Below are 26,974 nucleotides of genomic sequence, written 5' to 3'. Positions count from 1 at the left end.
TCGGTCTCGGTGAGCACCTGGCCGGTGGCGTCGTAGGTCCAGCTCGTTGTGCGAGCCGGCACGCCGGACTGCAGCGTCGCATCGAAGCCTTGCGCGCCAGTGTCGTCGGTCGTCGCCTGCTCCACGCGCTTGCACAGCACGACGATGGGGTTGCCATCGGGCAGCAACGCGCTGGCCGGCGCGCAGCTCGCCACCGCATTGCCGTTGAAGGGATCGGGCTGTCCGTTGTAGACCAGCGTCGTGATGCGGCGAGGTTCGGCCGTCCGCGTGGCCATACGCCAATCGGGATGCCATTGGGAGCTGATCATTCGGGCGCCCGCTGGCAACGCTGCCGCCGACACTGACTCGCACGCCATTGCCGACGACACACCTTCGATTCGCGTCACCTCCAGCTTGCGCGCCGCGTCATAGGCCATGCAACTGCGGTTGCCGTTGAAGTCGTCGCTGCGCGTGACGTTTCCAGCGGCATCGAAGGCCGAGCTCGAGGTGGACGCCGCACATCCCGCGCCTGCCGGTTGGCTGCGCGACCCCACCAGCGTGGCTCGTCCTACCGTCGTGCCGGTCCAAGTGGACTCCCTTCCGTCCGGCGCCTTGACGACGGCCTGCGTGGGCTGGACATTCACGCTCAGGCGGATCACGACATCCTGTTCAGGGTCGTAATACTCGACCGGGCGCACCTCGGGCGGCACTGGCCACTGGATGGTCCAGGGCGGCTCGCTGCCCGTGGCCGAAGAGATGACACGCCCCTGCTCGTCATACACATACGAGCCCAGACGTTCACCGCCTTCATCCAGCCGACCCGTCATCGCATGGGGGAACGCCGCGTTCTCATAGAGGAAGCGACGGGAGCTCTGGTCCGCGTAGGTGATCGACGTCAGATTGCCAATCGCGTCGTAACCGATGGGCAGGATCGCGCCGGCTGGATCGACGATGCTGCCGATCGAGGCGTAGCGCTGGCCTTGCGCGTCGCGATAGTTGAACGACACCCGTCGTCCCGCTTCGTCCACGACGGACTGCACCAGATACTTGCCGCTCCCCGTCGCTGCCCCGGGCGCGTTGAGACTTCCAGAGAAGTCCAGCCGCCGTCCGTCGATGTAGGCGATGGACACGAGGCTACCGTCCAGTTGATAGGTCTCGATCGCGCGTGCCGTCTCATCGCGATACAGCCAGACCGATCCATCTGCAGACAGCGCCGGCTTTGGATCACGCTCCGTGGCTTCCCGGTTGTAGCCGTACTGGGGATAGTTCTTCCAGATGCCCAGTCCCCGCTGGAACAGGTACAGCCGGTATTCCGTGATCATCTGCCGATGCAGGTTGCTGGACCAGTACGGGCCGAAGGAGTTCGCACCCAGCTCATCGACTTCGGTGCCGCCGCTCTTCGGCGCGCTCCAATAACTCGCGCTCAGGGAGTGGCCGCGGCCCCATGAGAACAGCGCCTCGGGCTGTCGCTTCAACCCTGTCAGCGGCTCGATGGGATTGCTGACGGAGCAACTGGGCACGGGGGACGCCACCTCGTCCTTGATGCCCTTGCACGTATCGACCGTCGCTCCGATCGGCGTCGTGTTGAGCTTGCGGCCGCAGGTCATGAGGAATTCAATGAACGACTCGCCTCGCAAGACCCCTGGCGGATTGTTCGGATTGCTTGGCGTCGTTGTAGTCGTGTAGGTGTATTGGCACACACCAACGCCCCATCTAGTTGGTGCCTGCGCATCTACAGTGATCGAACAGGCTCCGGGCGTCACCTTGGTCACGGAGGTAAATTCCGGGTACTGCTCCGGCTGCGACACCAAGGGCATCATGGCCGTCCAGAAGCTCGCACCGGCCGCCTCCAGCGAATCGCGGCAATTCAGGTGCGCGTCACGACCCTGAGGCGAACCGTCGTACCAAGCGCCAGGACCGTGTGGGGTCCAGAGGGTCCAGCAGTCCTTGGCCGCCATCGCCGGCAGCGTGAAGAGCCCGGACCCGAGAACCAGCACCAGCAGGCGGATGGCCTTCGCGGCCGAGAAGAATCGATGCGTTGGGTCGCTCACGCGAGAACTCCCTGATGTAGTTTGGCAAGCCATCAGGAAGCTGTGCGTCCCCACCGCTGGTGGCCGCATCGTGGTCCGCCCGGGCAAGCGTCTATCGCGCTCGGCCTCGAGTCAGCCTCTCTCCCTGATTGAACGAGCGCGATTCTGCCGGAGGGAGATGACATCCTCAGCCGCTCTTTGGCCCTTTACATCCATTACCCAAACGTCACCAAACCATGGGCCCCTTCCGCGCTACCAGGCAAACGACAACGCTCGCACCGTCAGGCGGTCCGAGGGAGGCGCCATGCCATTCCCAGTGCTGTGGACCGGGTTGGCATTGGATCTGTTAAGCAAGTAAATACTTGCCAAAAGCAAATACATGGCGCAGCATGCGCGCCATGACCGACAGCGACCGCATCGAAGCCGTCCGCCGCTTCAACCGCTTCTACACGCGCCGCATCGGCGTGCTCGACGAAGGACTGCTGGACTCCGAGTTCAGCCTTACCGAGTGCCGCATCCTCTGGGAGCTGGCGCATCTGGAGGCCGGAACCGGGATGACCGCGACCGAACTGGGGCGGCTGCTGGACCTGGACGCCGGCTACCTCAGCCGCTTGCTGCGCCATCTGAAGGAGCGCGACCTGGTGCGCGCGTCGCGCAGCGAGGCGGACGCCCGGCAGTCGCTGCTGACGCTGAGCCCGGCCGGCCGCAAGGCCTTCAAGCCGCTGGATCGCCGCTCGCGCGAGCAGGTGGGCGAGTTGCTGGGCCAGCTCGGCGAGGCCCAGCAGGTGGAACTGCTGCAGGCGCTGCGGCGGGTGCAGTCGCTGCTCGAGGAGCCGGGCGCGAAGCCGGCGACGGGCGGCTTCCTGCTGCGTCAGCACCGGCCCGGCGACATGGGCTGGATCGTCGCGCGGCATGGCGCGCTCTATGCGCGCGAGTACCAGTTCGACATGAGCTTCGAGGCGCTGGTGGCGCGCATCGCCGCCGACTTCCTCGAGCGCTTCGACCCGCGTCGCGAGGCCTGCTGGATCGCCGAGCGCGACGGCACCAACATCGGCAGCGTCGCGCTGGTGCAGGCCCGCGACGAGGCGACCGGCGCGCCGATCGACGGCGTGGCGCAGCTGCGACTGCTGCTGGTGGAGCCCTCGGCGCGCGGACTCGGATTGGGTGATCGCCTCGTCGCCGAATGCCATCGCTTCGCGCGAGAGGCGGGCTACCGGCAGGTGCGTCTGTGGACCAACAGCCAGCTCGATGCCGCCAAGCACATCTATCGCAAGGCGGGCTACCAGCTGGTCGCGAGCGAGCCCTTCCAGGGATTCGGCCTGGATCTCGTCGGCGAGACGTGGGAGCTGAAGCTGGGCTGATCCGCGAGCACGGGGTCCGCCGCGCCCGGCGTTGCCGCGCTCGCCAGGCTCAAGAGCTCAATAGCTCAGCTGCAGGCTCAGCGTCCAGGTGCGGCCCAGCGCCGGCGAAACCACGTTGGCGTTGATGGCGCCGTCGAAGTAGTCCTTGTCGAGCAGGTTCTTCAAGCCCGCATTGACGCGCCAGGCCGGGCCGGCGTAGCCGACGCTCGCATCGACGACCGCGTAGCCGGGCAGCGCGAAGGGCAGGCTGCCGCGTTGGCGGCTCACCGCGCGACCTCCGAGGCCCAAGGTCCAGTTCGGCAGCCCGGTCGGCTTGTAGAGCGCCCACAGCGTCGCCGCGTGCAGCGGCTGCAGGTTGATCGGCTTGCCGAGGATCGCGGCGTTGTTGTCGTGGGTGACGCGGGCGTCGGTGTAGGCGTAGCCGGCGGTCAGGCTCAGGCCGTCCTTGAGCCGGGCGCCCACCTCGAACTCGACGCCGCGCGACTGCTGCTCGCCGGTCTGCACGCTGAAGCCGGTGTTGACCGGATCCGAGGTCGTGACGTTGCGCCGCTTGAGATCGAACACCGCCAGCGAGCCGGTCAGGCGGCCGTCCGCCGATTCATGCTTGAGCCCCCATTCGTACTGCTTGCCGGTCTCGGGCACGAAGCCCTTGCCGTCGAAGTCCTGGCCGCTGACCGGCAGGAAGGACTCGGACCAGCTGACGTAGGTCGACCAGCCCGGCAGGAACTCCTTGACCAGTCCGGCGCTGCCCACGGTGGCCGCGTCGGTCTTCAGCGACTGCGTGTTGCGGACGCGGTCCTCGAGCCGCTCGCGCGAATGGTCGCGGCGCAGGCCCACCAGCGCGGTCCAGCCGGCGCCGAACTTCATCTGGTCCTGCAGGTAGAGGCCCGCCACCGTCAGCGTCGACGGCGCGAAGGTGGTCAGGTTGGCGGGGCAGGTGGCCGGCATGCCGTACTGCGGATTGAACAGGTCCAGCGGCGCGATCGTGCAGGCGCGCGAGCCCTGGCGGCTGTGGCCGCGGCGCGCGTCCAGGCCGACGACCACTTGGTGCGCGACCGGCCCGGTGTCCGCCCGGTAGAGCAGCGAGGTGTCGGTGGCGAGCAGGTCGTAGTCGAGGTACTGCCGCGTCGCCGAGCGATTCTGCAGACGGCGATTGGCTTGCAGCGCCTGCAGCGCGACGAAGTTGCCGGTGCCCGATTCCTCCTCGTAGCGCACGCCCTGGCGCAGCGTCAGCGCCGGATCGAAGCGGTGCTCCAGGCTGTAGCCCAGGGTCTTCTGCTCGACGTCGTAGCCGCCGAAGGCGGTATCGCCGGTGAACATCCGGCGGTCCACCGTGCCGTTGGGATTGGGCAGCAGCGTGCCGTAGGGCGTCGTGCCCTGCTGGCGGATCCACTGGCTGTGCGAGTAGCTGCTGAAGATCACGACCTCGGTGTCACGGCCGAAGTCGATCGACAGCGACGGCGAGATCCAGCGGTCCTTGCGCCAGACCTGGTCGGTGGCGTCGTCGCCGTCGGAGGTCTGCGCGGTGATGCGCAGTGCGGTGCGGCCGTTGGCGGAGAGCGGCTCGTTGATGTCGGCGGACAGCGTGCGGCTGTTGAAGCTGCCGATGTCGACGCCGCCATCGAGGCGGCGTACCGTCTCGGGCCGCTTGCTGACCGCATTGACCAGGCCGCCGGGCTGGACCTGGCCGTAGAGGATCGAGGACGCGCCCTTGAGCACCTCGAAGCGCTCGTAGGCGTAGCTGGTCAGCCGCGTCCACATGCCGGGGCTCTGCACCAGGCCGTCGATGAGGATGGATTCGGTGGAGCGGAAGCCGCGGATGTTGATGTCGTCGAAGCCACGGCGGCCGAAGTTCACCGGGCTCACGCCGGGCACCGTCTGCAGCGCCTGCTGCAGGTTGGTGATCTGGCGCGAGTCCATCACCTCGCGGGTCACGACGCTCATCGAGCGCGGCGTCTCCAGCAGGCGCATCTCGGCCTTGCCGGCCGTGATGCCCTGCGTCGGCGCGAAGCCGGTGTCGCGCTGGACGCTCCCGTAGATCACGACCGAGTCCATGCGGCGCGGCGCGGCCTCCGAGGCGGCATCGGCAGGCGCCGCTGGCGCTGCAGGCGCGGCGGTGCCGCCGGGTGCCATGGGGGAGCCGGACGCGGATGCGGATGCGGACGCGGACGCGGACGCTGGCGGCGTCTGGGCCAGGGCGATGGGGGAGGACGCGCCCAACGCGATGAACACGGCGATGGCGACGGGATGCAGGGTGGGCGCGCATGGGCGCGGCAGCGTGGAACGGCGATGGAGGCGGAAGGACATGGACGTCGACGGCAACGGGACGCCGGCGCGGGGCACGCGCGGCGCACGGGGTGGAGGGATCCGCGTTGCATGGCGTCAGCGAGCAAGGCACGGCAGGTCAGCCGGCCCCGCGAGGGCGGGTCCGGCGGCGGCATCGAGGCCGCGATCGAGGCGTTGGCTGGCTGTGCGGATGGCCGCGTCGTGGACGGGCCTTGCTGGCTCGCGCTCCGCGTCGGTGGCGGAGGGCGCTGGCGGCGGGTGGGGCAGGGTATTGCGCCCGGGCCGCGAGCGGGGCGGAGTGTACCGAGTTTGTTTCGCGAGCCCGAGGAAGCGCGGCCTCACCGTGGGGCAATCGGCGTCCCGCCGTGGCGCCTCAGGAGGCCACCTGCGCGCCCGGCCGCCCGGCCTCGACGACGAAGCGCGCCGCGGTCGACACCGGGCTCTTCGCATCCCACGGCGACGCCACGCTGCGCAGCTCGACGTCGAGCCGGTCCGCCCGCAGCTCGAAACGCATGTAGCCGCGCTGGTCGCTGCGGCCGTAGCGCAGGTGCGGATTGAAGGGCAGGGCCTTGTCCAGCTGCGACTGCTCCGCGCCGTGGCTGGAGATCGAGGTGCCGCAGAACTCGCTGGCCAGCACCGGCGCCCGCTCGTCGTCCCAGTCCAGCTTCAGGTCGGCCACGTAGTTGGCGTGGACGTCGCCGCCCAGCACCACCGTGTTGGGCACGCGCCGCGCCTGGAGGTCTCGCAGCAGGCGCTCGCGCGCGAAGGGATAACCGTCCCAGCCGTCGGTCCAGTAGCGCCCCGGCCCCTGCGCCGGATCCTGCCGGTTGAAGCGCGCCATCAGGGTCTGCTGCGCCAGCAGGTTCCACGGCCGCGTGGCGTCCCAACTGTCGCGCAGCCATTGCTCCTGCGGCGCGCCCAGCAGCGTGCGGCGCGTGTCCAGGAGCTCGGGACAGTCCTTCACGTTCACGGTGTTGGAGCCGCCGCGGCCGGGCTTGGGGCAGGCCTGCGGATCGCGCCACGAGCGATCGTCGAGGGTGATCAGCCGCGCCAGTCGACCCCAGTCGATGCGGTGGCTGAGCGCGATGTCCACGCCCTTGGGCCGCATCGATGCCGGGAACGGCTGATGCTCCCAGTACGCCTGCGCCGCGGCGACGCGGCGTTGATGGAAGTCCGGCGCCAGGTCCTGCGACACGTCGCCGGCCCAGTCGTTCTGCACCTCGTGGTCGTCCCAGGTCAGGATCCAGGGCGCGTTCGCATGCATCGCCTGCAGCTGCGGGTCGCGCTTGTACTGGGCGTAGCGGTCGCGGTAGTCGGCCAGGCTGCGGCACTGCGGCCCATGGTGGCGCCGCGGCACACGGGCATCGTGCGGCGTGGCGTATTCGTAGATGTAGTCGCCCAGGAACAGCACCAGGTCGAGGTCCTGCCTCGCCATGTCGCCCCAGGCCGCGTACTCGCCGTGGTCGAAACGCTGGCAGGACGCGATGGCGAAGCGCAGGGCCGCCGGCATCGCGTCGGCCGCCGGCGCGGTGCGGGTGCGGCCAGCCGGGCTCTGCTGGCCCATGGCGCGAAACCGATACCAGTACCAGCGGTCCGGGCGCAGGCCGGCGGGCTCCGCATGCACGCTGTGGGCGCTGCCGGGCTCGGCGTGCTCGGTGCCGCGCGCCACCACGGTCCGGAAGGCCTCGTCCTGCGCCAGCTCCCAGTGCACCGGCACCGTCGCCGGCAGGGCCTCGCCGAGGAGCCGCGTCCACAGCACCACGCGGTCGGCGCGCGGACTGCCGGAGGCGACGCCGAGCGCGAACAGCGGCTCGGCGGCCGCATCGGCGTGTCGCAGCAGCGCCGGCGCGCAGCCGGCGACGAGGACGGCCTGCAGCAGGCCGCGGCGGGAGAGGGATCCGGGGCAAGTCATGGCCCCGAGCGTAATCCGGGACGCTGACAGCGCCACGAGGCCACGAGGCCATGACGCCACAGCGGCGCGATGACACGGCGGGGCGGCGCACGGCCGCGCGGGCGCCCGGTACGATCCAGCCTCATCGCTCCCGCCCACCGCCGCGCATGACCACCCAGCTCATCCTCTTCCGCCTCGCCATCCAGAGCAGCTACGTCGCCAACTCCGAGGAGCCGGCGACCGAGGACACCTTCGACACCATCCAGTTCTTCGCCTCCAACGGCGCCGCGTGGCGGATCAAGACCTATGCCACCGACCAGGACGTGCATGTCTGGTCGCTCGATGGCGGCGAGCTCGGCGACCTGGTCGAGCTGGCGGTCAGCAACACCGAGGCCAACTACGGCGACGTGCTGGAGGAGGGCTACATCATCGACTCCGAGACCGGCCTGGACGGCGTGCGGGAGCAGCTCGAGGCGCGCGGCCTGCCGCCGCATCTGAACGAGACCTCGGTCGGCGCAGTGTTCTGGACGCCGCCGGGCTCCAGCTACAAGTCCAGGAGCCGGCCCGGTAACTGAACGCCGGCCCGCGCGCTCGCGCGTGGTCGAGCGGCGGTCCAACTTGTCATCACCGGCTGCCCCCGACGCCGTGCTTGAGCACCGACACGAGCCAGGCGTTCAGGTCGTGGAAATGGGCGCGCACCTCGGCTTGTCAAAGCCCCCGAGGCTAGCCTGCGGGTCACATCGACTCGTCCAGCATCCGGCGGTAATCGCTGGCCGAGGCCTCGCGCGGGTTGGTCTTGTGGCAGTGGTCATGCAGCGCGCGCTCGACGATCTGGTCGTACAGCTCATTCGTCACGCCCATCTCGCGCAGGCCCGACGGCAGGCCGAGTCGCTGGTTCATCGCCTTGACCGCGCCGGCCAGCTCATCGGCCGGCGTGCCTTCCTGCAGGTTCATCGCATGGCCCATGCGGGCGATCTTGTCGTCGCGCCGCATCGAGTCGTGCATCCCGTTGAAGCGGATCACCGCCGGCAGGAAGACCGCGTTGAGCGTGCCGTGGTGCAGCCTGGGCATCAGCCCGCCGAGCGCGTGGCTCAGCGAATGCACGCAGCCCAGTCCCTTCTGGAAGGCCAGCGCCCCCATGGTGCTGGCCGCCATCATGTCGAGCCGGGCGTCGAGGTCGTCGGGATGCGTGGTGGCGCGCTCGATCTGGCGCCAGCCGCGGCGCAGGCCCTCCAGCGCGATGCCGTCGGCCGGCGGATTGAAGGCGGCCGACATGAAGGTCTCCATGCAGTGCGCGATCGCGTCCATGCCGGTGGCGGCGGTCAGCGCGGCGGGCAGCTTGCGCGTCAGCTCCGGATCGCAGACGGCCGAGCGCGGCATCAGCGTCCAGTTGTGGAAACCCAGCTTGCGGCCGTCGTCCACGATGATGATCGCGCCGCGCGCGACCTCGGAGCCGGTGCCGGCGGTGGTCGGCACGGCGATCAGCGGTGCGGCCTGCGGGCCGATGTTGCCGGCCCCGCCGAGGATGGTCGCGTACGCCGTCAGCGGGCCCTCGTGGGTGGCCGCGATCGCGACGCCCTTGGCCAGGTCGATGCTGGAGCCGCCGCCGATCGCGATCAGCCCGTCGCAGCCGTGGGCGCGGTAGAGCGCGGCGGCCTCGCGCACCGCGGCCTCGGTCGGATTCGGCGGGGTGCCGTCGTAGACGGGCAGGGCGGCGGCGTCGATCGGGGACGCGGTCCAGGCCTCGATCACCAGGTCCAGCACGCCGGCCGCGCGCACGCCCTTGTCGGTGACGATCAGCGGCCGCGTGATGCCGGCACGGGCGCATTCCGCGCCCAGCACGCGGCGCGCGCCGACCTCGAGGTGGATGTGGGTGAGGTACTGGATCAGGGCCATGGGCGGAGTCCTTCTGCCGGGAGGTGGGCGAGGGGGAAGACGGGTCTTGGCGCCGCGTCGGCGACGGGGCGCGTTGTCTGGGAAAATCCCGCGATTGCGGCTCGGCAACGGCTGAGCCTACGCCCTGGAGTTCCCGTTGAGTAGCACCTTGTTGACACCGCGGATGGCCGCGGTGCTCGAGCGCATCCACCGCGCCAACCGCCCGTCCTTCCACAGCCTCTCGCCCAAGCAGGCGCGCATCGCCTACCTGATGGGCGCGGAGATCCTGGACCTGCCGCGGGCGCCCTTGCCGCGCATCGAGAACCTGGCAATTCCCGGTCCCGCCGGCGACATCGCGGTGCGCCTGTACGCCCCGGTCACGCGCGAGGACGCCGCCGCCCGTGATCCGCGCGGCCTGCCGGTGCTGCTGTATTTCCATGGCGGCGGTTTCGTCATCGGCAGCCTGGAGACCCACGACAGCCTGTGCCGCCAGCTGGCGCTGCGCAGCGGCGCGGCGGTCGTCGCGGTGGACTACCGCCTGGCGCCCGACCACCCGTTCCCCGCCGCCGTCGACGACTGCTGGGCCGCGCTCGCCTGGCTGGCGCAGGCCGCGCCGTCGCTGGGCCTGGACCGCGCGCGCATCGCCGTCGGCGGCGACAGCGCCGGCGGCACGCTGGCCGCGGTGACCGCGCTGCATGCCCGCGACATCCGCGCGCAGCTGGGCGTCCCGCTCGCGCTGCAGCTGCTGATCACGCCGGGGGCGACGGCGCATGCGGACACCGACTCGCACCGCCGCTTCGCCAAGGGCCACCTGCTGGACGCCGACACCATCGCCTGGTTCTTCAACCAGTACATCCCGGCCGAGCGGCGCGAGGACTGGCGCTTCGCCCCCCTGCAGGCCGAGGACCACGAGGACCTGGCGCCCGCCTGCTTCATCCTGGCCGAGGCCGATCCGCTGATCGACGAGGGCATCGCCTACGCCGACCTGCTGCGCGCCCGCGGCAACGCGGTGCGGCTGGAGCTGTATCGCGGCGTGACCCACGACTTCATCAAGATGGGTCGCAGCATCCCCGAAGCCGAGCAGGCCCTGGACGCCTGCGCCGATGCGCTCCGGACCGCCTTCGGCCTGCCGGCGCCGGCCACCGCCCCCGTGACTTCCACGACCTCCACGACCCCCACCGGGGCCTCCGCATGAGCAGCACCACCGCCTCCGCGCTCGCGCGCGACCGCTTCCGCTTCTTCGAACGCCTGCGCGTGCGCTGGGCCGAGATCGACGCGCAGCAGATCGTCTTCAACGGCCATTACCTGACCTACTTCGACACCGCGGTGGGCGGCTACTGGCGCGCGCTGGCGCTGCCCTACGCGCCGACGATGCAGGCGCTCGAGGGCGACCTGTTCGTGCGCAAGTCGACGATCGAATACCTGGGCTCGGCGCATTACGACGAGCTGCTGGACATCGGCGTGCGCACCGAGCGCGTCGGCACGACCTCGCTGACGGTCAGCTGCGCGGTGTTCCGCGGCGACGAGTGCCTGGTGCATGGCGAGCTGGTCTATGTCTTCGCCGATCCGGTGGCGCGCGTGCCCAAGGCGGTGCCGCAGGCGCTGCGCGAGCTGCTGCTGGGCTTCGAGCGCGGCGAGCCGATGACCGAGGCGCGCGTGGGCAACTGGGCGACGCTGGGCGCGGACGCGCACCGCATCCGGCAGGCCGTGTTCGTCGAGGAGCAGAAGATCCCCGCCGACATGGAATGGGATGCCGCCGACGAGAGCTGCACCCACGCGGTCGCCTACAACCGGCTGGGCCGGCCGCTGGCCACGGGCCGGCTGCTGGAGCATGTGCCGGGCGTGGCCAAGATCGGCCGGATGGCGGTGCTGTCGCCGATGCGCGGCAGCCGCGTCGGCCGCCAGGTGCTGGACGCGCTGATGCAGGCCGGCCGCGAGCAGGGCTACCGCGAGGTGCTGCTGCACGCGCAGCTCAGCGCCGAGGGCTTCTACACACGTGCCGGATTCCAGCGCCGCGGGCCGGTGTTCGAGGAAGCCGGCATCGCGCATGTGGAGATGGTCCGGGGGCTGTGAGCCTCGTCGGCGCAGGCGGCAGGCCGTGGGAAGATGAGCAGAAGAGGGCACCCGACATGTACATCGAACGCATTCAGTTGAAGAACTACCGTGGGCACGAGCGGTTGAATGTTGAGTTCCAACGGGGGCTTTCTGTCGTAGCGGGCATCAATGGCGCTGGGAAGACCTCGCTTCTTTTTGCGATCTACGAGGCGTTGATCCAGGTCGTTCCGGTTTCCCCTGGGACTTACCTTTCCAGCATGTTCGGAGAACCCGGCTTCGCTCATGTGAAGGCGATTGCGCCAGAAGGACGAGCTCGGTTCGAAGAGCAGTACCCTGTCGAAGTCCAGGTAGCCGCGGAAGTCTTCGGAGTGAGCATGTCGTGGAACGCGGTGCGGACGCTGACGCACCATGGAATACAAGGGTCGCCCCCCAATTCCATGTTGCAGGCGAGAGCGGCGAGCGGCCTCGATGACACCGCCTCGCCGGCCTTCGAAGCGTTGCCGTTGATCGCGTTCTATCGCGCAGAGCGCGCTTGGCGACTGCAAGAGGTCGACACCGTGGGCGCTGTGACCGAGCGGAATTCGCGTGCTCATGGCTATGAGAACTGGGCAATTGCGGGCCACGATGCCGCTTCCCTGCAGCGTTGGGTGGTCGCCAAGTCTCTCGAACGCCTGCACGTCGCATCTGAAACGGGTGTGCCGTTCTCGAAGTTCGATTCGGATGAGCTTGCGGAGATCGATCGTGCGCTGCGGGCGACGCTGGATACGTACCAGTCCATGCGCTTCGATTTCCAGAGCAAGAAGATCGTGGTGGATTGGCAGAGCGAGGACGATCAGCAGAGCGATCCGGTGGCATTCGAGCATCTGAGCGCCGGCCAGCGGGCGGTGATCTGCCTTGTCGCTGACATTGCCCGTCGCATGTGCTTGCTCAACCCTCATCTGGGACGTCGAGTGATCGCCGAGACCGAGGGCGTCGTCCTGATCGACGAGCTCGACATGCACCTGCACCCGGAGTGGCAACGTGCGTTGACGCGTGGCCTGACGAAGGCCTTCCCGAAGGTGCAATTCATCGTTGCCAGCCATTCGCCGCAGGTGATCGGCGAAGTGCCTCACGAGAACGTCATCCTGCTGACGCCGGACGGGCCCGTGAATCCGCAGGGAAGTTTCGGCATGACGTCGAATCAGGTCTTGCAGGAACTGATGGACGCTGAGGTCCAGGCCAAGTCGGTCAAGAAGAAGCTGGATGAGATCGGAGAAGCCCTGACGCGGAATCAACTCGACCAGGCTGAGCTGAAGATTCGTGAACTCGCCGGTGAAGCGCCGGAGTTGCGCGAACTCGCGAGCGCCGAGGCGCTTCTCAAGCGCAAAAGGACGATCGGTCGATGAGGCATTTTGCGAAGCGGGCGTCGCCGTTGGCATTCGAAGACTGGAAGCGCCTGAAAAATGACGACTGGTCGCCAAGCTACAAAACGTTGGCTGGCGAGCCAAGGCGCGCGTTACTGCGCGCACTCCTCGAAGAGCAGTCTTTCCTATGCTGCTACTGTGGCCGGTTGGTCGACGAAACGACGTGCCACGTTGAGCATGCGCGACCGCAGGAAACGCACGCGAAACTGGAGCTTGAATACCTCAATCTGCACGCCTCCTGCATTCGGGTTCCGGAGGCCCAGGGCGCGACCTTGCATTGCGGTCATGCGAAAGGGAATGGCTTCTGCGAAGAACGTTTCATCTCCCCGATGGATGAAACCTGCGAACGTCGTTTCATGTACGACGCGAGCAATGGTGCCGCTCTGCGTGTCGATCCCGACGACGTGCCGGCGGCGTACATGCTGGGTCTTCTCGACTTGAACGTGAACGTCCTGAAAGCGTGGCGCAAGGCGGAACTGGACGGTGTTTTCGACAATGAGTTCGTCATGACGACGACCGAAGAAGAACTCCGGAATATTGCGGAGAGCTTCAGGCGTGCGGATGCTGACGGACGCGGCAAAAGCTTCGGCCATGTGATCGCTCGGCATGCAGAGCAACTGATCCAGGACATGCGCCGACCAGAGTCGTAGGTCATGCTCTGATACCGCCCTTTCAAAGCGTGACCTCATCGGCGATCCGGTGAAATCCTCGTGATGAAAGTGTCATCAAGAGTCCTTCGCTCGAATTAGTCAGGCTGCGAAACTTTCTCCGGATCCCTCTGATTGGAGGGTCTCCGTTCCGCCAATGGGCGCACGGATCGAATGAGCATTCATGCGGAGAAGAAATTGATGAACACACGCAGCGTCGGATATTGGATGGCGGCCGCCATGGTGGTGGCCCTCGCGGGTTGTGGTGGCGGCGGCGACAAGACCGCCGTGGAGGCCGGCGTCGCCGTTGCGGAAAGTTCCGCCGAAGCCCAGTCCCTCGAGACACCGAAGGAAGAGGCGAACGCGGCTGCGGTCGCGCCAGCTGACGTGCAAGCCGCCGCATCGGAGCCGGCGCAGGCCACCGCGACCGATGACGCTGGCGATGAGCGCGCTACCGCGATGGCGGCCGGCGGCGCGTCGAACCGCCTGGGTGGCGGCGTCACCGGCGGCGGGAACGCGCTCCCCGTGCATGTGGCGACGCCGGCGGACCTGCGTCGCGCCCTCTGCGACACCATCGTCGGCGGCGTGTGCAAGGACGACAAGGCGCGTGTGATCTCGGTCGATGCCATGATCGACTTCACCGGCACCGAAGGGGCCGGCCAGATCAACGGCTGCTACTACAGCATGCTGCCCAGCTGCGACTCCAAGGAGAAGCTCGCGCTCTTCGACCCCAAGGACACGCACTGCAACGGCCGTTCCAAGTTCATGCTGTCGTACGACAAGGCCGGCCGTGACAACCTGCTCGTGGGCTCGAACAAGACGGTCATCGGCAAGGCGGGCGGCAAGGCCGGCATCAAGGGCACCGGCCTGTCGATGTATGGTGGCGTGCACAACATCATCATCCGCAACCTGACGATCAGCGACATCAACGACGGCATCGTCTTCGCCGGCGACGCCATCGTCATCGGCAATGCCAGGGACATCTGGCTGGACCACAACCGCTTCGTCCACATCGCGCGGCAGATGATGGTCTCCGGCTGGGAAGCCAACAGCGGGGCCCAGAACGTCACCGTCTCGTGGAATGACTTCGACGGCCGGACCAGCTACTCGCCCCGCTGCGACGGCAGCCACTACTGGACCTTCCTGCTCACCGGCCAGAACGAGAGCTTCGTCTTCGCCTACAACTGGATCCACCAGTTCTCCGGCCGCGCGCCGGCGGTGCATGGCAAGAACCAGTTCCTCCACCTGATGAGCAACTACTTCCAGGACGGCACGTACCACGCGCTGGAGCCGTTCGCGACCAATGCGGTCTTCGTGGAGGGCAATTACTTCGGCAACGTGAAGATCCCCATCCTGCAGAACAGCGGCAATCGCGGCGCGGTCTATGCGCCGCTGCAACCGATGACCAGCCAGATGACCGCCGCCTGCACCTCGGCGCTCGGCCGCAACTGCAACCGCAACGTGACCGTCAACTCGGGCACCAGCGACTTCACGGCCGACGCCTACGCCTTGCAGCGCGCTGGCGCGTTGCGGGCCAGCCTGCCGGCGCCGTCTGCGGGCGCGTCCTCCCTGCCGGGCCTGCTGCCCGGCAGCGTCGGACCGAAGTGATCGGATAGCGCCTCGCTCTTCGTGCTTGAGAGCTTGGCGCCACCGCTCAAACACAAGGGCCCGGATGCTTTCGCCTCCGGGCCCTTTGCCTTGGGGGGCAGGGCTCCAAGCTTGCCGCTATCCAGGTCATTAGGAATTGCAAATGGACCTCTGATTGTCGATAGCAAATACTCGCGCCACCCCTGACATTCCAGGGGACAGGAAGCACGGCGTCGAGGAGGGCTCGACATCCTGGCGACGCGGTGCCGGCAGCAAGACAACTGGAGAAGCGATGAGTGAACAAGGCAAGTGCCCGGTGATGGGGCATGGCAGCGCGCCGGTGGCGCGGACCAACCGTGACTGGTGGCCCAACCAGCTCAACCTGTCGGTGCTGCGACAGCTCTCGGCCAAGTCCGATCCGATGGGCGAGGACTTCAACTACGCCGAGGAATTCAAGCGCCTGGACCTGGAGGCGCTCAAGCGCGACCTGACCGCGCTGATGACCGATTCGCAGCCCTGGTGGCCGGCCGACTGGGGCCACTACGGCGGGCTGTTCGTCCGCATGGCCTGGCACAGCGCCGGCACCTATCGCACCGCCGACGGCCGCGGCGGCGCCAGCGCCGGCAACCAGCGCTTCGCGCCGCTGAACAGCTGGCCCGACAACGGCAACCTCGACAAGGCGCGCCGCCTGCTGTGGCCGATCAAGCGCAAGTACGGGCAGCGGATCTCGTGGGCCGACCTGATGATCCTGGCGGGCAACGTCGCGATGGAATCGATGGGCTTCAAGACCTTCGGCTTCGCCGGCGGACGCGAGGACATCTGGGCGCCGGAGGAGGACGTCTACTGGGGCGCCGAAACCGAATGGCTGGCCACCAGCGACAAGCCGGGCAGCCGCTACACCGGCGAGCGCGAGCTGCAGAAGCCGCTGGCCGCGGTGCAGATGGGCCTGATCTACGTGAATCCGGAAGGCCCGGACGGCAAGCCCGATCCGGTGGCCTCGGGCCGCGACGTGCGCGACACCTTCGGCCGCATGGGCATGAACGACGAGGAGACCGTCGCCCTGGTGGCCGGCGGCCATACCTTCGGCAAGGCGCATGGCGCCGGCGATCCGAAGCTGGTTGGCCCGGAACCGGAGGCCGCGCCGATCGAGGCGATGGGCCTGGGCTGGATCAACCAGTTCGAGTCGGGCAAGGGCGTGCACACCACCACCAGCGGCATCGAGGGCGCGTGGAAGCCGAATCCGACCACCTGGGACAACGGCTACTTCGACATGCTGTTCGGCTACGAGTGGGAGCTGACCAAGAGCCCGGCGGGCGCCCACCAGTGGGTGGCCAAGGACGTCAAGCCCGAGCACATGATCCCCGACGCGCACGATCCGTCGCGCAAGCACGCGCCGATGATGACGACGGCCGACCTGTCGCTGCGCATGGATCCGATCTATGAGCCGATCTCGCGCCGCTTCCATCAGGATCCGGCCGCCTTCGCCGATGCCTACGCCCGCGCCTGGTTCAAGCTGACCCACCGCGACATGGGCCCGAAGTCGCGCTACCTGGGCCCGGACGTGCCGGCCGAGGACCTGCTCTGGCAGGACCCGCTGCCGGCCGTCGACCACGCGCTGATCGACGCGGCCGACATCGCGGCGCTGAAGGCCCAGATCCTGGCGTTCGGCCTGACGGTGAGCGAGCTGGTGTCGACCGCCTGGGCCAGTGCCTCGACCTTCCGCGGCTCCGACAGGCGCGGCGGCGCCAACGGCGCGCGCATCCGCCTCGCGCCGCAGAAGGACTGGGAAGCGAACCAGCCGGCGCAACTGGCCAAGGTGCTGTCGGCGCTCGAGACCATCCAGCGCGACTTCAACGCGGCGGCGACCGGCGGCAAGCGCGTCTCGCTGGCCGACCTGATCGTGCTGGGCGGCGTCGCCGCGATCGAGCAGGCGGCCCAGGCCGCGGGCCATGCGGTCGTGGTGCCCTTCACCCCGGGCCGCACGGACGCTTCGCAGGCGCAGACCGACGTCGAGGGCTTCGCGGTGCTGGAGCCCGTCGCCGACGGCTTCCGCAACTACCAGAAGGCCCGCTTCACCGTCTCGGCGGAGGAGCTGCTCGTCGACAAGGCGCAGCTGCTGACGCTGGGCGCGCCGGAGATGACGGCGCTGGTCGGCGGTCTGCGGGTGCTCGGCGCCAATGTCGGTGGCGTGTCGCACGGCGTCTTCACCGACCGGCCCGGCGTGCTCACCAACGACTTCTTCGTCCACCTGCTGGACATGTCGACCCAGTGGCGCGCGAGCGCGCAGGACCCCGACGTGTTCGAAGGTCTGGATCGCGAGACCGGGCAGCCGCGCTGGACCGGCACCCGCGTGGACCTGGTGTTCGGCTCGAACTCGGTGCTGCGCGCGCTGGCCGAGGTCTACGGCAGCGCCGACGCGCAGGGCCGGTTCGTCCGGGACTTCGTGGCCGCGTGGACGAAGGTGATGAACCTGGACCGCTTCGACCTCGCCTGAGCGGCGGGTGACAAGACGGGCGCGATGAACGCGCCATGAAGGGGCGGCGGGGCGCCCCCGGCCGGCAGGTCCGGCGCGGGGAGACTCGCCGCCGGTCCCGGTCCCTCGACGGGCCGGGACGCGACAAGCAGACGGCGCAGGCCGCAGGAGACAGCCATGGTCATCGATGTTGTCCTCGATGCCGTCATCGACCTCGTCCGCGATGCGGCGAAGCGATGGCCCGCCGCCCCGGGCGGCAAGGACTGGCACCGCGAAGCGAGCGTCGCGCCGGGGCTGCGCGCCTGGACCCGGCGCTGGCCATGACGGCCCAGCGCTGCGTGCTCGCGGCGCGGAGCGGCCGGTCCGAAGGCGGCGTCGAGGGCGCCGACGCGGCATGCCAGGCGCTGCGCGGGCTGTGGGTGCGGGTGCTCGTCCAACTGCGCGAGCTCGGCCAGTCCTGCGCGACACCGGCGGCGCAGCAGCGGCTGCGGCGCATCGGCGTGCGGCGTCCCGACGTGCTCGTGGACGGCCTGGCCGGCGAATTCCGTCGGACCCATCAACTGGCCGCGATGGGCTGCTGCCTGCCGCCGGCGATCGAGGCGCTCGCGCCCGGCGCTGTCGGCCCGCGCGACGAGGATGGACTGGATCGCGGCTTCGAGGCGCTCAGCGCGAGCTACGCGCAACTGCTCGACCGCCTGGCGCCGCCGCCGGGCAGCCACCGTCACAACTGGCTGGAGAGCCGCGTGCGGGTGCATCTGGCGAGGGCCGAGGCGCTGCGAGGGGTGCTCTGACGTGGTGCTCCGAAGTGGAGCTCTGACGTGGCGCTTTCGCCTTCATCCCGAGGAGGGTGTGAAGACCGGGTGAACGCGGGGTGAGCAAGCGGTGAACATCGGACGACGATTGGCTGCCCTGCGCGTTGCGCGGCTGCCGCATCGCTTCGTTAGCGTGCGCGCGACGCGCCGTTGCACGATCATTCGACCCCAGGGCGCGTCGCCGGTCTTCCCCGCCGGCCGGTGCCCCGACCGATGGCCGTTGTCGGCCCGCTCGCCTTTCCCGTCCATCCGAAGAGGAGTTTCGAATGAAAGTCGCCAAGTCCCTGTGCCTGGGCCTGATCGTGTCCGGTGCCGCTTTGACGGCCGCGCATGCCGCCGAACTGACGGTGAACCTCGCCATCGCGCAGCCCGATGGGGCCGGCGCCTCGGCGGGCACGGTGCGCATCGTCGAGACGCCGTATGGCCTGGCCTTCTATCCGCAGCTCCAGGGGCTGCCTGCCGGCCTGCATGGTTTCCATGTGCATGAGAACCCGTCCTGCGGGCCCGCCACGACCAACGGCACGGTGACGCCGGCCGGCGCGGCGGGCGGGCACTTCGATCCCAAGGGCAGCAAGCGCCATGGCGAGCCCTGGGGCGACGGCCACCTGGGCGACCTGCCGCCGCTGTTCGTCGCGCAGGACGGGCAGGCGATCAATCCGGTGCTGTCGCCGCGACTGACCAAGCTCGACGAGGTCAAGGGCCATGCCTTGATGGTCCATGCCGGCGGCGACAACCACGCCGACCACCCGGCGCCGCTGGGCGGTGGCGGCGCGCGCATCGCCTGCGGCGTGATCGGCGGTTGAGCAGCGGCGCAGCAGCGGCCGCTGGACGTCCGGACCGGACCCGCGCCGTCCGCGCCGTCGATTCACCATGAACAAGGGCCCGGAGGTTCGCACCTCCGGGCCCTTGTCGTTGGCGGGGCAGGGGACTCACCATCCCCCGCGTCGCCGCGGACCGTGATCCGCGACGGCCCGGCCGATCAGGCGACCGACTTCGCCGTCTCCGCGTATTCCTCGATCTGGTCGAAGTTCATGTAGCGGTAGACGCTGGCCTTGTCGGCATCGATGACGCCCATTTCCTTGAGGTACTCCGCCTTGGTCGGCAGGTGGCCCAGGCGGGACGCGATCGCGGCCAGCTCGGCCGAGCCCAGGAACACGTTGGTGTTCTTGCCCAGACGGTTGGGGAAGTTGCGCGTCGAGGTCGAGATGACCGTCGCGCCCTCGCGGACCTGCGCCTGGTTGCCCATGCACAGCGAGCAGCCCGGCATCTCGGTGCGCGCACCGGCGGTGCCGAAGGCGGCGTAATGGCCTTCCTTGATCAGCTCGCTCTGGTCCATCTTGGTCGGCGGCGCGACCCACAGCTTGACCGGGATGTCGCGCTGGCCGCCCAGCAGCTTGGCCGCCGCGCGGAAGTGACCGATGTTGGTCATGCACGAGCCGATGAAGGCCTCGTCGATCTTGGTGCCGGCGACTTCGGACAGCACCTTCGCGTCGTCCGGGTCGTTCGGGCAGCAGACGATCGGCTCGGTGATGTCGGCCAGGTCGATCTCGATGACGGCGGCGTACTCGGCGTCCTTGTCCGCTTCCAGCAGGTCCGGCTTGGCCAGCCAGGCCTCGACCTTCTCGATGCGGCGCTGCAGCGTCTTCGCGTCCGCGTAGCCGTCGGCGATCATGTTCTTCATCAGCACGATGTTGGAGCTGAGGTACTCCTTGATCGGCGCCGGATTCAGCTTGATCGTGCAGCCGGCGGCCGAGCGCTCGGCCGAGGCGTCGGACAGCTCGAAGGCTTGCTCGACCTTCAGGTCGGGCAGGCCCTCGATCTCCAGGATGCGGCCCGAGAAGATGTTCTTCTTGCCGGCCTTGGCGACGGTCAGCAGACCGGCCTTGATCGCGTACAGCGGGATCGCGTGGACCAGGTCGCGCAGCGTCACGCCCGGCTGCATCTCGCCCTTGAAGCGCACCAGCACCGATTCCGGCATGTCCAGCGGCATCACGCCGGTCGCGGCGCCGAAGGCCACCAGGCCCGAACCGGCCGGGAAGGAGATGCCGATCGGGAAGCGGGTGTGCGAATCGCCGCCGGTGCCGACGGTGTCGGGCAGCAGCAGGCGGTTCAGCCAGCTGTGGATCACGCCGTCGCCCGGACGCAGGGCCACGCCGCCGCGGTTGGAGATGAAGGCGGGCAGCTCGCGGTGCGTCTTCACGTCCACCGGCTTCGGATACGCGGCGGTGTGGCAGAAGGACTGCATCACCAGGTCGGCCGAGAAGCCCAGGCAGGCCAGGTCCTTCAGCTCGTCGCGGGTCATCGGGCCGGTCGTGTCCTGCGAACCGACCGTCGTCATCTTGGGCTCGCAGTAGGTGCCCGGACGCACGCCCTGGCCTTCCGGCAGGCCGACCGCGCGGCCGACCATCTTCTGCGCCAGCGTGAAGCCGGCGTTCGAGGCGGCCGGGGCTTGCGGCAGGCGGAACAGGGTGGAGGCGGGCAGGCCCAGGAACTCGCGCGCCTTGGCGGTCAGCGAGCGGCCGATGATCAGGTTGATCCGGCCGCCGGCGCGCACTTCGTCGAACAGCACGTCGCTCTTGAGCTTGAACTCGGCCACGGTCTCGCCGTTCTTCACCAGCTTGCCGTCATAGGGCAGCACGTCGATGACGTCGCCCATCTCCAGCTTGGACACGTCGACCTCGATCGGCAGCGAGCCCGAGTCTTCCTGCGTGTTGAAGAAGATCGGCGCGATCTTGCCGCCCAGCGTCACGCCGCCGAAGCGCTTGTTGGGGACGAAGGGGATGTCCTGGCCGGTGGCCCAGATCACCGAGTTGGTCGCCGACTTGCGCGACGAGCCGGTGCCGACGACGTCGCCGACGTAGGCCACGACGTGGCCCTTCTTCTTCAGGTCCTCGATGAACTGCATCGGGCCGCGCTTGCCGTCCTCCTCGGGCTTGAAGGCCGCGTCGGGGCGGGTGTTCTTCAGCATCGCCAGGTAATGCAGCGGGATGTCCGGACGGCTCCACGCGTCGGGCGCGGGCGACAGGTCGTCGGTGTTGGTCTCGCCCGGCACCTTGAAGACGGTGACGGTGATCTTCTTCTCGACTTCCGGACGCGAGGTGAACCACTCGGCGTCGGCCCAGCTCTGCATCACTTCCTTGGCCTTGGCGTTGCCCGCCTTGGCCTTGGCGGCGACGTCGTTGAAGTAGTCGAACATCAGCAGGGTCTTCTTCAGACCGTCGGCGGCGACGCCGGCGACTTCGGCGTCGTCCAGCAGCTCGATCAGCGGATGCACGTTGTAGCCGCCCACCATGGTGCCCAGCAGCTCGGTGGCCTTGGCCTTGGAGACCAGGCCGACCTTCAGGTCGCCATGCGCGACGGCGGCCAGGAAGCTGGCCTTGACCTTGGCGGCGTCATCCACGCCCGGCGGCACGCGGTGGGTCAGCAGGTCCAGCAGGAAGGCCTCTTCGCCGGCCGGCGGGGTCTTGATGAGCTCGATCAGCTCGGCGACTTGCTTCGCGTCGAGCGGCAGCGGCGGGATGCCGAGCGCGGCGCGTTCGGCTTCATGTTGGCGATAGGCTTGCAGCATGCGAACTCCAGTGTGGTCTCTGCTTGGGTCGAAAGAGCGGGTCTCGGCGGTCACGGCGCGCTGGGCACGATGACCTTGAGGCCCTTGAAATAGTCTCGGAAGAAGCCCTGGTCGCGGGTGATCAGGCCGTCGCACTGCAGCATCGCGTGCGCACCCACCAGGAAGTCGGGCATCGCCCGCATCGACGCAGCCGCGCCGGCCGTCCCGGCGCCCCGGTCCGACAGGCGCTGCTTGAACTTGCGTTGCATCTCGCCGGCGCGGATCGCGGCGCGCTGGTCGATGGCCAGGAAACCCAGGCCCATCTCCTCCAGCGCATCCATCACCTCGGAGCCATGGCCCAGTCCGGCCGTCACCTCCGACAGCACGACGTCGCAGAGCACCACCGGGCCGCTGGACAGCGCCAGGCGCAGCGCGGCCTCGGCGGCGTCGGCGCCGGGGGCGTCGCCCAGGAGGTCGATGAGGACGGAGCTGTCGACGGCGATCATCGGATCAGGCGTCGGTGGGTTCGTCGAAGGACTGGTCCGGCGTGCGACCGCGCAGGTCACGCATGACGTCGTCGGTCGAGGTGCCTTCGGGCAGCTTGAAACGGCCGCGGGCGCGGGAGATGGCGTCGTCGACGTTCTTGCGCAGGATGATGCGCGCCCCGTCGAGTTCCACCTTGAGGGTGGTGCCCTTGGTCAGTCCCAGGGCGTCCCGCACGGCCTTGGGCAGGGTGATCTGACCTCGTTCGGCGACGGTGGCTTCCATGCGGGCTCCTGGCGATCCTGGGAGATTAGGCGACGGCCTTGGCGATTTCATGACCGCCCGCGGCCGGGCGCCGGTGCGGTATGAATCGGAAAGTATGCATGAATTGTACGTACTTTCGGCTCGCGAAATCCAGCCCGGCGTGTGCAAGCCCGAGGTCCGCGCTGGGGGAAGCGGTGGCGGACGGGCGTGAAAAAGCCGCCTCGAGGGCGGCTTGGTCGGGGCGCGAGGCTCAGTTCGCGCTTGGCGCGATGCCCAGACCGGGGCCGGCGGGCGCCGACGCGGCGCGGGCGGCCTCGATGGCGGCGCGCTGTTCCGGGTGGACGCATTCGTCGACCAGGCGCTGGCCGGCCTTGACGTCCAGCAGCATCGACTTGTTGGCGATCTGGACCATCAGCGTGCGGCCGGTGACGTCCTCCAGGCGCAGGGCGCCGGTCGACGACAGCACCGGCTTCATCGTGAAGGTGTCCTTCTTGAAGCCGACGTTGATGTAGCCGGCGTGCTTCTCATCGGGAGCGATGGTGACGGACTGCTTGAATTCGCACTCGTACAGGCCGAGGTAGGCGCGCTTGGCGGCGGCCAGTTGCTCCTCGTTCGCCTCCGGCAGCGGGGGCGGGGGCGGCGGGGTCTTGGCGGCGGGTTTCTTGGCCGTCGACTTGCCGGCGGCGGGCTTCGCGGCCTTGGCCGGTGCGGCCTTGCTGCCGGCATTCGGGTCGGGCTGAGCGGCGGCGAGGCCGGCGGTCAGGGTCAGCGCGGCGGCAGCGGCGCCGGACAGGAGGAGGGCGGTCAGTCGCATTCTGGGAATGGGGAAGAGGGGCCTGGAAACACCAGCCGATGCAGGTGGCCGAAAAACAAACGCCGACAGGCGGCGATGCGCAATTGTCACCGCGGCCTCGTCCCGCAAAACCCGCATTTAATGTGTCAAACCGTTGATCGACGCTAGGGTCTTCACCGGTTGTGCGCGTCGCGGCGCGAGGCGTGACGCCGCTTTTTCGCCGTGGTGGTCCGCGGCGCGTGAAGTGCTGCACGGATGGGCGATTGCACATTGTTGCGCCCGACGCGCGACCGGCCCGCCACTGCGGCGTCGACGCGTCAAAGCGGCGACGGCCGCGGCGCGAACCAGGCCTGCGCGACCTCCGTCGGCAGGTTCTGTCCGGTGCCGTGCGCGCGCTGCAGCAGGTGCCAGAACAGGCGGTAGCTGGCGCGGTCATGCAGCATGTCGCGGTGCTGGATCGGCGCCCATTGCGCCGCCTGGGCGGCCTGCAGGATCTCGATGGCCTCGTCGATCTCGGCCACGCTCGGCGCGAAGGCATCGATGATGGGCTGGATCTGGTTCGGATGAATGCTCCACATCCGCGTGTAGCCGAACTCGCGCGCGGCGCGCTCGGCGGCGGACTGGATCGCGCGCTCGCTCTTGAACTCGGTCACCACGCAGTGCGACGGCGTCTTCGCATAGGCATGCGCGGCCGCGGCGATGGACAGCTTGGCGCGCCGCACCAGCGGATGGGTGAACTGGCCCTCGACCGTCAGCGCCGAGCGCGGGATCGCGCCGCGATGCGCCGACACGAAGTCCATCAGCCCGAACGACAGCGACTCGATGCGCGGATGCGCCGCGATCGCCATCACGTCGCGCAGCGCGCCGTGGGTCTCGATCAGCGTGTGCAGCGGCAGCGGCTTGCGGATCGCGTGACGCTTGAGGCAGTCGTCGATGAAGGCGATGGCGCGGTCCAGGTCCGCGATGCCTTCGGGCTTGGGGATCATCAGGAAGGCCAGCTTCTCGCCGCCGCCGGCGATGACCGCCTCCACGTCCGCCTCGAAGGCCGGGTGGTTGAACGGATGCACGCGCACGCCGACGCGGCCATGCGCATTGAGCGAGCCATTGAGCAGGTGCAGCACCAGCAGCATGTGCTCGGCCTCGCCGCCGACGGGCGCGCCGTCCTCGCAGTCCAGCGTGATGTCGAAGACCGGGCCCATCCGCGCCTGCAGCTCCAGGCTCTTGATCATGCGGGCCTCGACGCCGCAGTAATGGTCGACGACCGGCAGGACGACGGGCGCCTGGCCGTCTTCGAACAGGGCGTCGGCGGGGTGGAGGGGCGTGCTCATGCGATGACGGCGGGAGGGGTTGAACTCTGGAAGGAAGAAGGGCCGGCCTTCTTGCGAAAGGCCGGCCCGTCGAGTGTCGCTCAGCGGAAGCGGTGCGCGGGCCCCTGCGGGCCCTCGCGCGGCTTACAGCAGATGCTTGACGCCGTTCTGCTCTTCCAGCAGCTCGTTCAGCGTCTTGTTGATGCACTCTTGCGAGAAGGCATCGATCTCCAGGCCCTGGACGATCTTGTATTCGCCGTTCTCGACGGTCACCGGGTAGCCGAACATGACTTCCTTCGGAATGCCGTACGAGCCGTCCGACGGGATGCCCATCGTGACCCACTTGCCGTTGGTGCCCAGGGCCCAGTCGCGCATGTGGTCGATGGCGGCGTTGGCGGCCGAGGCGGCCGACGACAGGCCGCGCGCGGCGATGATCGCGGCGCCGCGCTTGCCCACGGTCGGCAGGAAGGTGGTGCGGTTCCACTCTTCATCGTTGATCAGGGCCTTGACCGACTGGCCGTCGATGGTGGCGTAGCGGTAGTCCGCGTACATCGTCGGCGAGTGGTTGCCCCACACGGCCAGCTTCTCGATGCCGGCGACCGGCTTGCCGGTCTTGGCGGCGATCTGCGAGGCGGCGCGGTTGTGGTCCAGGCGCAGCATGGCGGTGAAGTTCTTGGCCGGCAGGTCCGGGGCCGACTTCATCGCGATGTAGGCGTTGGTGTTGGCCGGGTTGCCCACCACCAGCACCTTGACGTTGCGCGAGGCCACGGCGTTCAGCGCCTTGCCCTGCACGGTGAAGATCTGGGCGTTGGCGGCCAGCAGGTCCGAACGCTCCATGCCCGGGCCGCGCGGACGGGCGCCGACCAGCAGCGCGTAGTCGGTGTCCTTGAAGGCGGTCATCGGGTCGCTGTGGGCCTCGATGCCGGCCAGCAGCGGGAAGGCGCAGTCTTCCAGTTCCATGATCACGCCCTTGAGCGCGTTCTGGGCCTTCTCGTCCGGGATCTCCAGCAGCTGCAGGATGACGGGCTGGTCCTTGCCCAGCATCTCGCCGCTGGCGATGCGGAACAGCAGGGCGTAGCCGATCTGGCCGGCGGCGCCGGTGACGGCGACGCGAACGGGTTTCTTGCTCATCAGAAGTCTCCGGGGAAGTGCGAGTGAATGATGCGGGAGGCGCGGTCCGCGCCAGCGGCGGCAAGTGTAGGCCAGCACGGTGGCGGCACGGATCGCGATAGGGTCTTCTTCGCCCACCGGTGTGGGGAGGCGCCCCCAAATTAGCGGGCGACCATTGCGTGAAACTGACACTCTTGTGTCTTATATAAGACTAATCTCCTCGGACTCCCCCCGGAGGATGGACGCTCGCACCGCAGTTGTGCTCGAATCGCGCCCCATGTCGCCCCCCGCCGCCCCGGTTCACCCCGTCACGCCGCTCAATGAGCTGGCGCGCGCGGAAGCCGCGCCGTCGTTCAGCCCGCTGTATCGCCAGATCAAGGGGCTGATCCTCAAGGGCCTGCAGGCCGGCGAGTGGAAGGCGGGCGAGACCATCCCCAGCGAGATGGACCTGGCCGCCCGCTTCGGGGTGAGCCAGGGCACGGTCCGCAAGGCCGTCGATGAACTCGCCGCCGACAACCTGCTGGTCCGCAGGCAAGGGAAGGGCACCTTCGTCGCCACCCATGCGGAACAGCAGCAGCAATACCGTTTCCTGCGCCTGACGCCCGACGGCGATGCCGCCGCGTCGCTCGGGCGCCAGCTGCTGGACTGCAAGCGCCAGCGCGCGCCGGCCTTCATCGCCAAGCTGATGCAGCTGCGCGCCGGCGACCCGGTCATCGAGATCCGCCGCCTGCTGCACAGCGGCGGCCAGCCGGTCGTGCTGGACGACATCTGGCTGCCCGGCGCCCTGTTCAAGGGGCTGACGGCGGAGCGGCTGCTGGAACATCGCGGGCCGTTCTACGGCCTGCTTGAAACCGAATTCGGCGTGCCGATGATTCGCGCGCAGGAAAAGATCCGGGCGGTCGCGGCGGAGGAAGACGCCGCCGCGCTGCTGCAGGTGGCGCCCGGCAGTCCGCTGCTGAGCGTCGAGCGCCTGGCCTTCACCTACGGCGACAAGCCGGTGGAGTTGCGCCGCGGCCTCTACAACACTACTCATCACTTCTATCGCAACGACCTGAACTGATGCATTCGCGT

At 68.7% G+C, this 26,974-nt stretch carries 21 protein-coding genes and 1 pseudogene; 12 read left to right on the top strand and 10 right to left on the bottom strand.

Features of this window, described 5'->3' with window-relative positions:
* Positions 1 to 2,030, bottom strand: a pseudogene (locus tag ACTJKJ_RS23980) (hypothetical protein); the annotation flags it as partial.
* A 377-nt stretch (positions 2,031 to 2,407) separates the two neighbouring features.
* On the opposite strand from ACTJKJ_RS23980, the gene ACTJKJ_RS23975 reads away from it, so the two are divergent.
* Positions 2,408 to 3,370 (top strand): bifunctional helix-turn-helix transcriptional regulator/GNAT family N-acetyltransferase, encoded by a 963-nt coding sequence (locus ACTJKJ_RS23975; protein ID WP_297388757.1) that lies wholly within the window; start codon positions 2,408 to 2,410, stop codon positions 3,368 to 3,370.
* 57 nt (positions 3,371 to 3,427) lie between these two features.
* Here the strand turns inward: ACTJKJ_RS23975 and ACTJKJ_RS23970 are convergent, their stop codons facing one another.
* Both ACTJKJ_RS23970 and ACTJKJ_RS23965 read right to left on the bottom strand, forming a co-directional pair.
* Positions 3,428 to 5,503, bottom strand: coding sequence for a TonB-dependent siderophore receptor (locus tag ACTJKJ_RS23970; RefSeq protein ID WP_440822537.1), 2,076 nt, complete (start codon positions 5,501 to 5,503; stop codon positions 3,428 to 3,430).
* Between the two features lie 526 nt (positions 5,504 to 6,029).
* Positions 6,030 to 7,568, bottom strand: coding sequence for an alkaline phosphatase D family protein (locus ACTJKJ_RS23965; protein WP_297388762.1), 1,539 nt, complete (start codon positions 7,566 to 7,568; stop codon positions 6,030 to 6,032).
* A gap of 146 nt (positions 7,569 to 7,714) precedes the next feature.
* Here ACTJKJ_RS23965 and ACTJKJ_RS23960 point away from each other — a divergent pair, with 146 nt between their 5' ends.
* Entirely contained in the window at positions 7,715 to 8,122 is a 408-nt protein-coding gene (locus ACTJKJ_RS23960; protein WP_183491038.1) for a hypothetical protein, read from the top strand.
* 160 nt (positions 8,123 to 8,282) lie between these two features.
* On the opposite strand, the gene ACTJKJ_RS23955 is transcribed toward ACTJKJ_RS23960, so the two are convergent.
* Complete coding sequence (locus tag ACTJKJ_RS23955; protein WP_091724124.1) at positions 8,283 to 9,443, bottom strand: iron-containing alcohol dehydrogenase; 1,161 nt, start codon at positions 9,441 to 9,443, stop codon at positions 8,283 to 8,285.
* Between the two features lie 163 nt (positions 9,444 to 9,606).
* Here ACTJKJ_RS23955 and ACTJKJ_RS23950 point away from each other — a divergent pair, with 163 nt between their 5' ends.
* The 9 genes from ACTJKJ_RS23950 (at position 9,607) to sodC (ending at position 19,202) form a co-directional block, all read left to right on the top strand.
* Entirely contained in the window at positions 9,607 to 10,617 is a 1,011-nt protein-coding gene (locus ACTJKJ_RS23950) for an alpha/beta hydrolase (protein ID WP_091724126.1), read from the top strand.
* On the top strand, positions 10,614 to 11,495 hold the full coding sequence (locus ACTJKJ_RS23945) for a YbgC/FadM family acyl-CoA thioesterase (protein ID WP_297388775.1): 882 nt from the start codon (positions 10,614 to 10,616) through the stop codon (positions 11,493 to 11,495). Before ACTJKJ_RS23950 ends, ACTJKJ_RS23945 begins: the two co-directional genes overlap by 4 nt.
* A 56-nt stretch (positions 11,496 to 11,551) precedes the next feature.
* Complete coding sequence (locus ACTJKJ_RS23940) at positions 11,552 to 12,862, top strand: AAA family ATPase (RefSeq protein WP_297388779.1); 1,311 nt, start codon at positions 11,552 to 11,554, stop codon at positions 12,860 to 12,862.
* 26 nt (positions 12,863 to 12,888) lie between these two features.
* On the top strand, positions 12,889 to 13,530 hold the full coding sequence (locus ACTJKJ_RS23935; protein WP_297388782.1) for a retron system putative HNH endonuclease: 642 nt from the start codon (positions 12,889 to 12,891) through the stop codon (positions 13,528 to 13,530).
* A 198-nt stretch (positions 13,531 to 13,728) separates the two neighbouring features.
* Positions 13,729 to 15,135, top strand: a complete 1,407-nt coding sequence (locus tag ACTJKJ_RS23930) for a pectate lyase family protein (RefSeq protein ID WP_440822533.1) — start codon at positions 13,729 to 13,731, stop codon at positions 15,133 to 15,135.
* Between the two features lie 271 nt (positions 15,136 to 15,406).
* Positions 15,407 to 17,608, top strand: coding sequence for a catalase/peroxidase HPI (katG, locus tag ACTJKJ_RS23925; RefSeq protein WP_440822531.1), 2,202 nt, complete (start codon positions 15,407 to 15,409; stop codon positions 17,606 to 17,608).
* Between the two features lie 156 nt (positions 17,609 to 17,764).
* The gene (locus ACTJKJ_RS23920) at positions 17,765 to 17,911 is read left to right on the top strand and encodes a hypothetical protein (protein WP_175538215.1); all 147 of its coding nucleotides are present in this window, start codon (positions 17,765 to 17,767) and stop codon (positions 17,909 to 17,911) included.
* Positions 17,908 to 18,378, top strand: a complete 471-nt coding sequence (locus ACTJKJ_RS23915) for a hypothetical protein (protein ID WP_297388791.1) — start codon at positions 17,908 to 17,910, stop codon at positions 18,376 to 18,378. Before ACTJKJ_RS23920 ends, ACTJKJ_RS23915 begins: the two co-directional genes overlap by 4 nt.
* A gap of 287 nt (positions 18,379 to 18,665) precedes the next feature.
* The gene (gene sodC, locus ACTJKJ_RS23910) at positions 18,666 to 19,202 is read left to right on the top strand and encodes a superoxide dismutase [Cu-Zn] SodC (RefSeq protein ID WP_297388794.1); all 537 of its coding nucleotides are present in this window, start codon (positions 18,666 to 18,668) and stop codon (positions 19,200 to 19,202) included.
* 176 nt (positions 19,203 to 19,378) lie between these two features.
* On the opposite strand, the gene acnB is transcribed toward sodC, so the two are convergent.
* From acnB to ACTJKJ_RS23880, 6 genes are all read right to left on the bottom strand, one after another.
* Positions 19,379 to 21,967 carry a bifunctional aconitate hydratase 2/2-methylisocitrate dehydratase gene (acnB, locus tag ACTJKJ_RS23905; RefSeq protein WP_440822527.1) on the bottom strand — a complete coding sequence of 863 codons (2,589 nt, stop codon included), beginning with the start codon at positions 21,965 to 21,967 and terminating at the stop codon, positions 19,379 to 19,381.
* A gap of 50 nt (positions 21,968 to 22,017) precedes the next feature.
* Positions 22,018 to 22,452: a type II toxin-antitoxin system VapC family toxin gene (locus ACTJKJ_RS23900; RefSeq protein WP_440822525.1), complete on the bottom strand. Its 435-nt coding sequence runs from the start codon at positions 22,450 to 22,452 to the stop codon at positions 22,018 to 22,020.
* A 4-nt stretch (positions 22,453 to 22,456) separates the two neighbouring features.
* Positions 22,457 to 22,714: an AbrB/MazE/SpoVT family DNA-binding domain-containing protein gene (locus ACTJKJ_RS23895; RefSeq protein WP_147242052.1), complete on the bottom strand. Its 258-nt coding sequence runs from the start codon at positions 22,712 to 22,714 to the stop codon at positions 22,457 to 22,459.
* A 229-nt stretch (positions 22,715 to 22,943) separates the two neighbouring features.
* Positions 22,944 to 23,507, bottom strand: a complete 564-nt coding sequence (locus tag ACTJKJ_RS23890) for a hypothetical protein (protein WP_091724141.1) — start codon at positions 23,505 to 23,507, stop codon at positions 22,944 to 22,946.
* A gap of 296 nt (positions 23,508 to 23,803) precedes the next feature.
* Complete coding sequence (locus ACTJKJ_RS23885; RefSeq protein ID WP_440822522.1) at positions 23,804 to 24,814, bottom strand: HpcH/HpaI aldolase/citrate lyase family protein; 1,011 nt, start codon at positions 24,812 to 24,814, stop codon at positions 23,804 to 23,806.
* Between the two features lie 123 nt (positions 24,815 to 24,937).
* Positions 24,938 to 25,924: a malate dehydrogenase gene (locus tag ACTJKJ_RS23880; RefSeq protein WP_091724143.1), complete on the bottom strand. Its 987-nt coding sequence runs from the start codon at positions 25,922 to 25,924 to the stop codon at positions 24,938 to 24,940.
* A gap of 256 nt (positions 25,925 to 26,180) precedes the next feature.
* On the opposite strand from ACTJKJ_RS23880, the gene ACTJKJ_RS23875 reads away from it, so the two are divergent.
* Positions 26,181 to 26,963: a GntR family transcriptional regulator gene (locus ACTJKJ_RS23875; RefSeq protein WP_440822520.1), complete on the top strand. Its 783-nt coding sequence runs from the start codon at positions 26,181 to 26,183 to the stop codon at positions 26,961 to 26,963.
* The last annotated feature ends 11 nt before the right edge of the window (positions 26,964 to 26,974 follow it).

Source organism: Roseateles sp. 22389 (assembly GCF_052044995.1).
Taxonomy (GTDB): domain Bacteria; phylum Pseudomonadota; class Gammaproteobacteria; order Burkholderiales; family Burkholderiaceae_C; genus Roseateles.
This window is presented reverse-complemented; position numbering and strand designations above follow the sequence as displayed.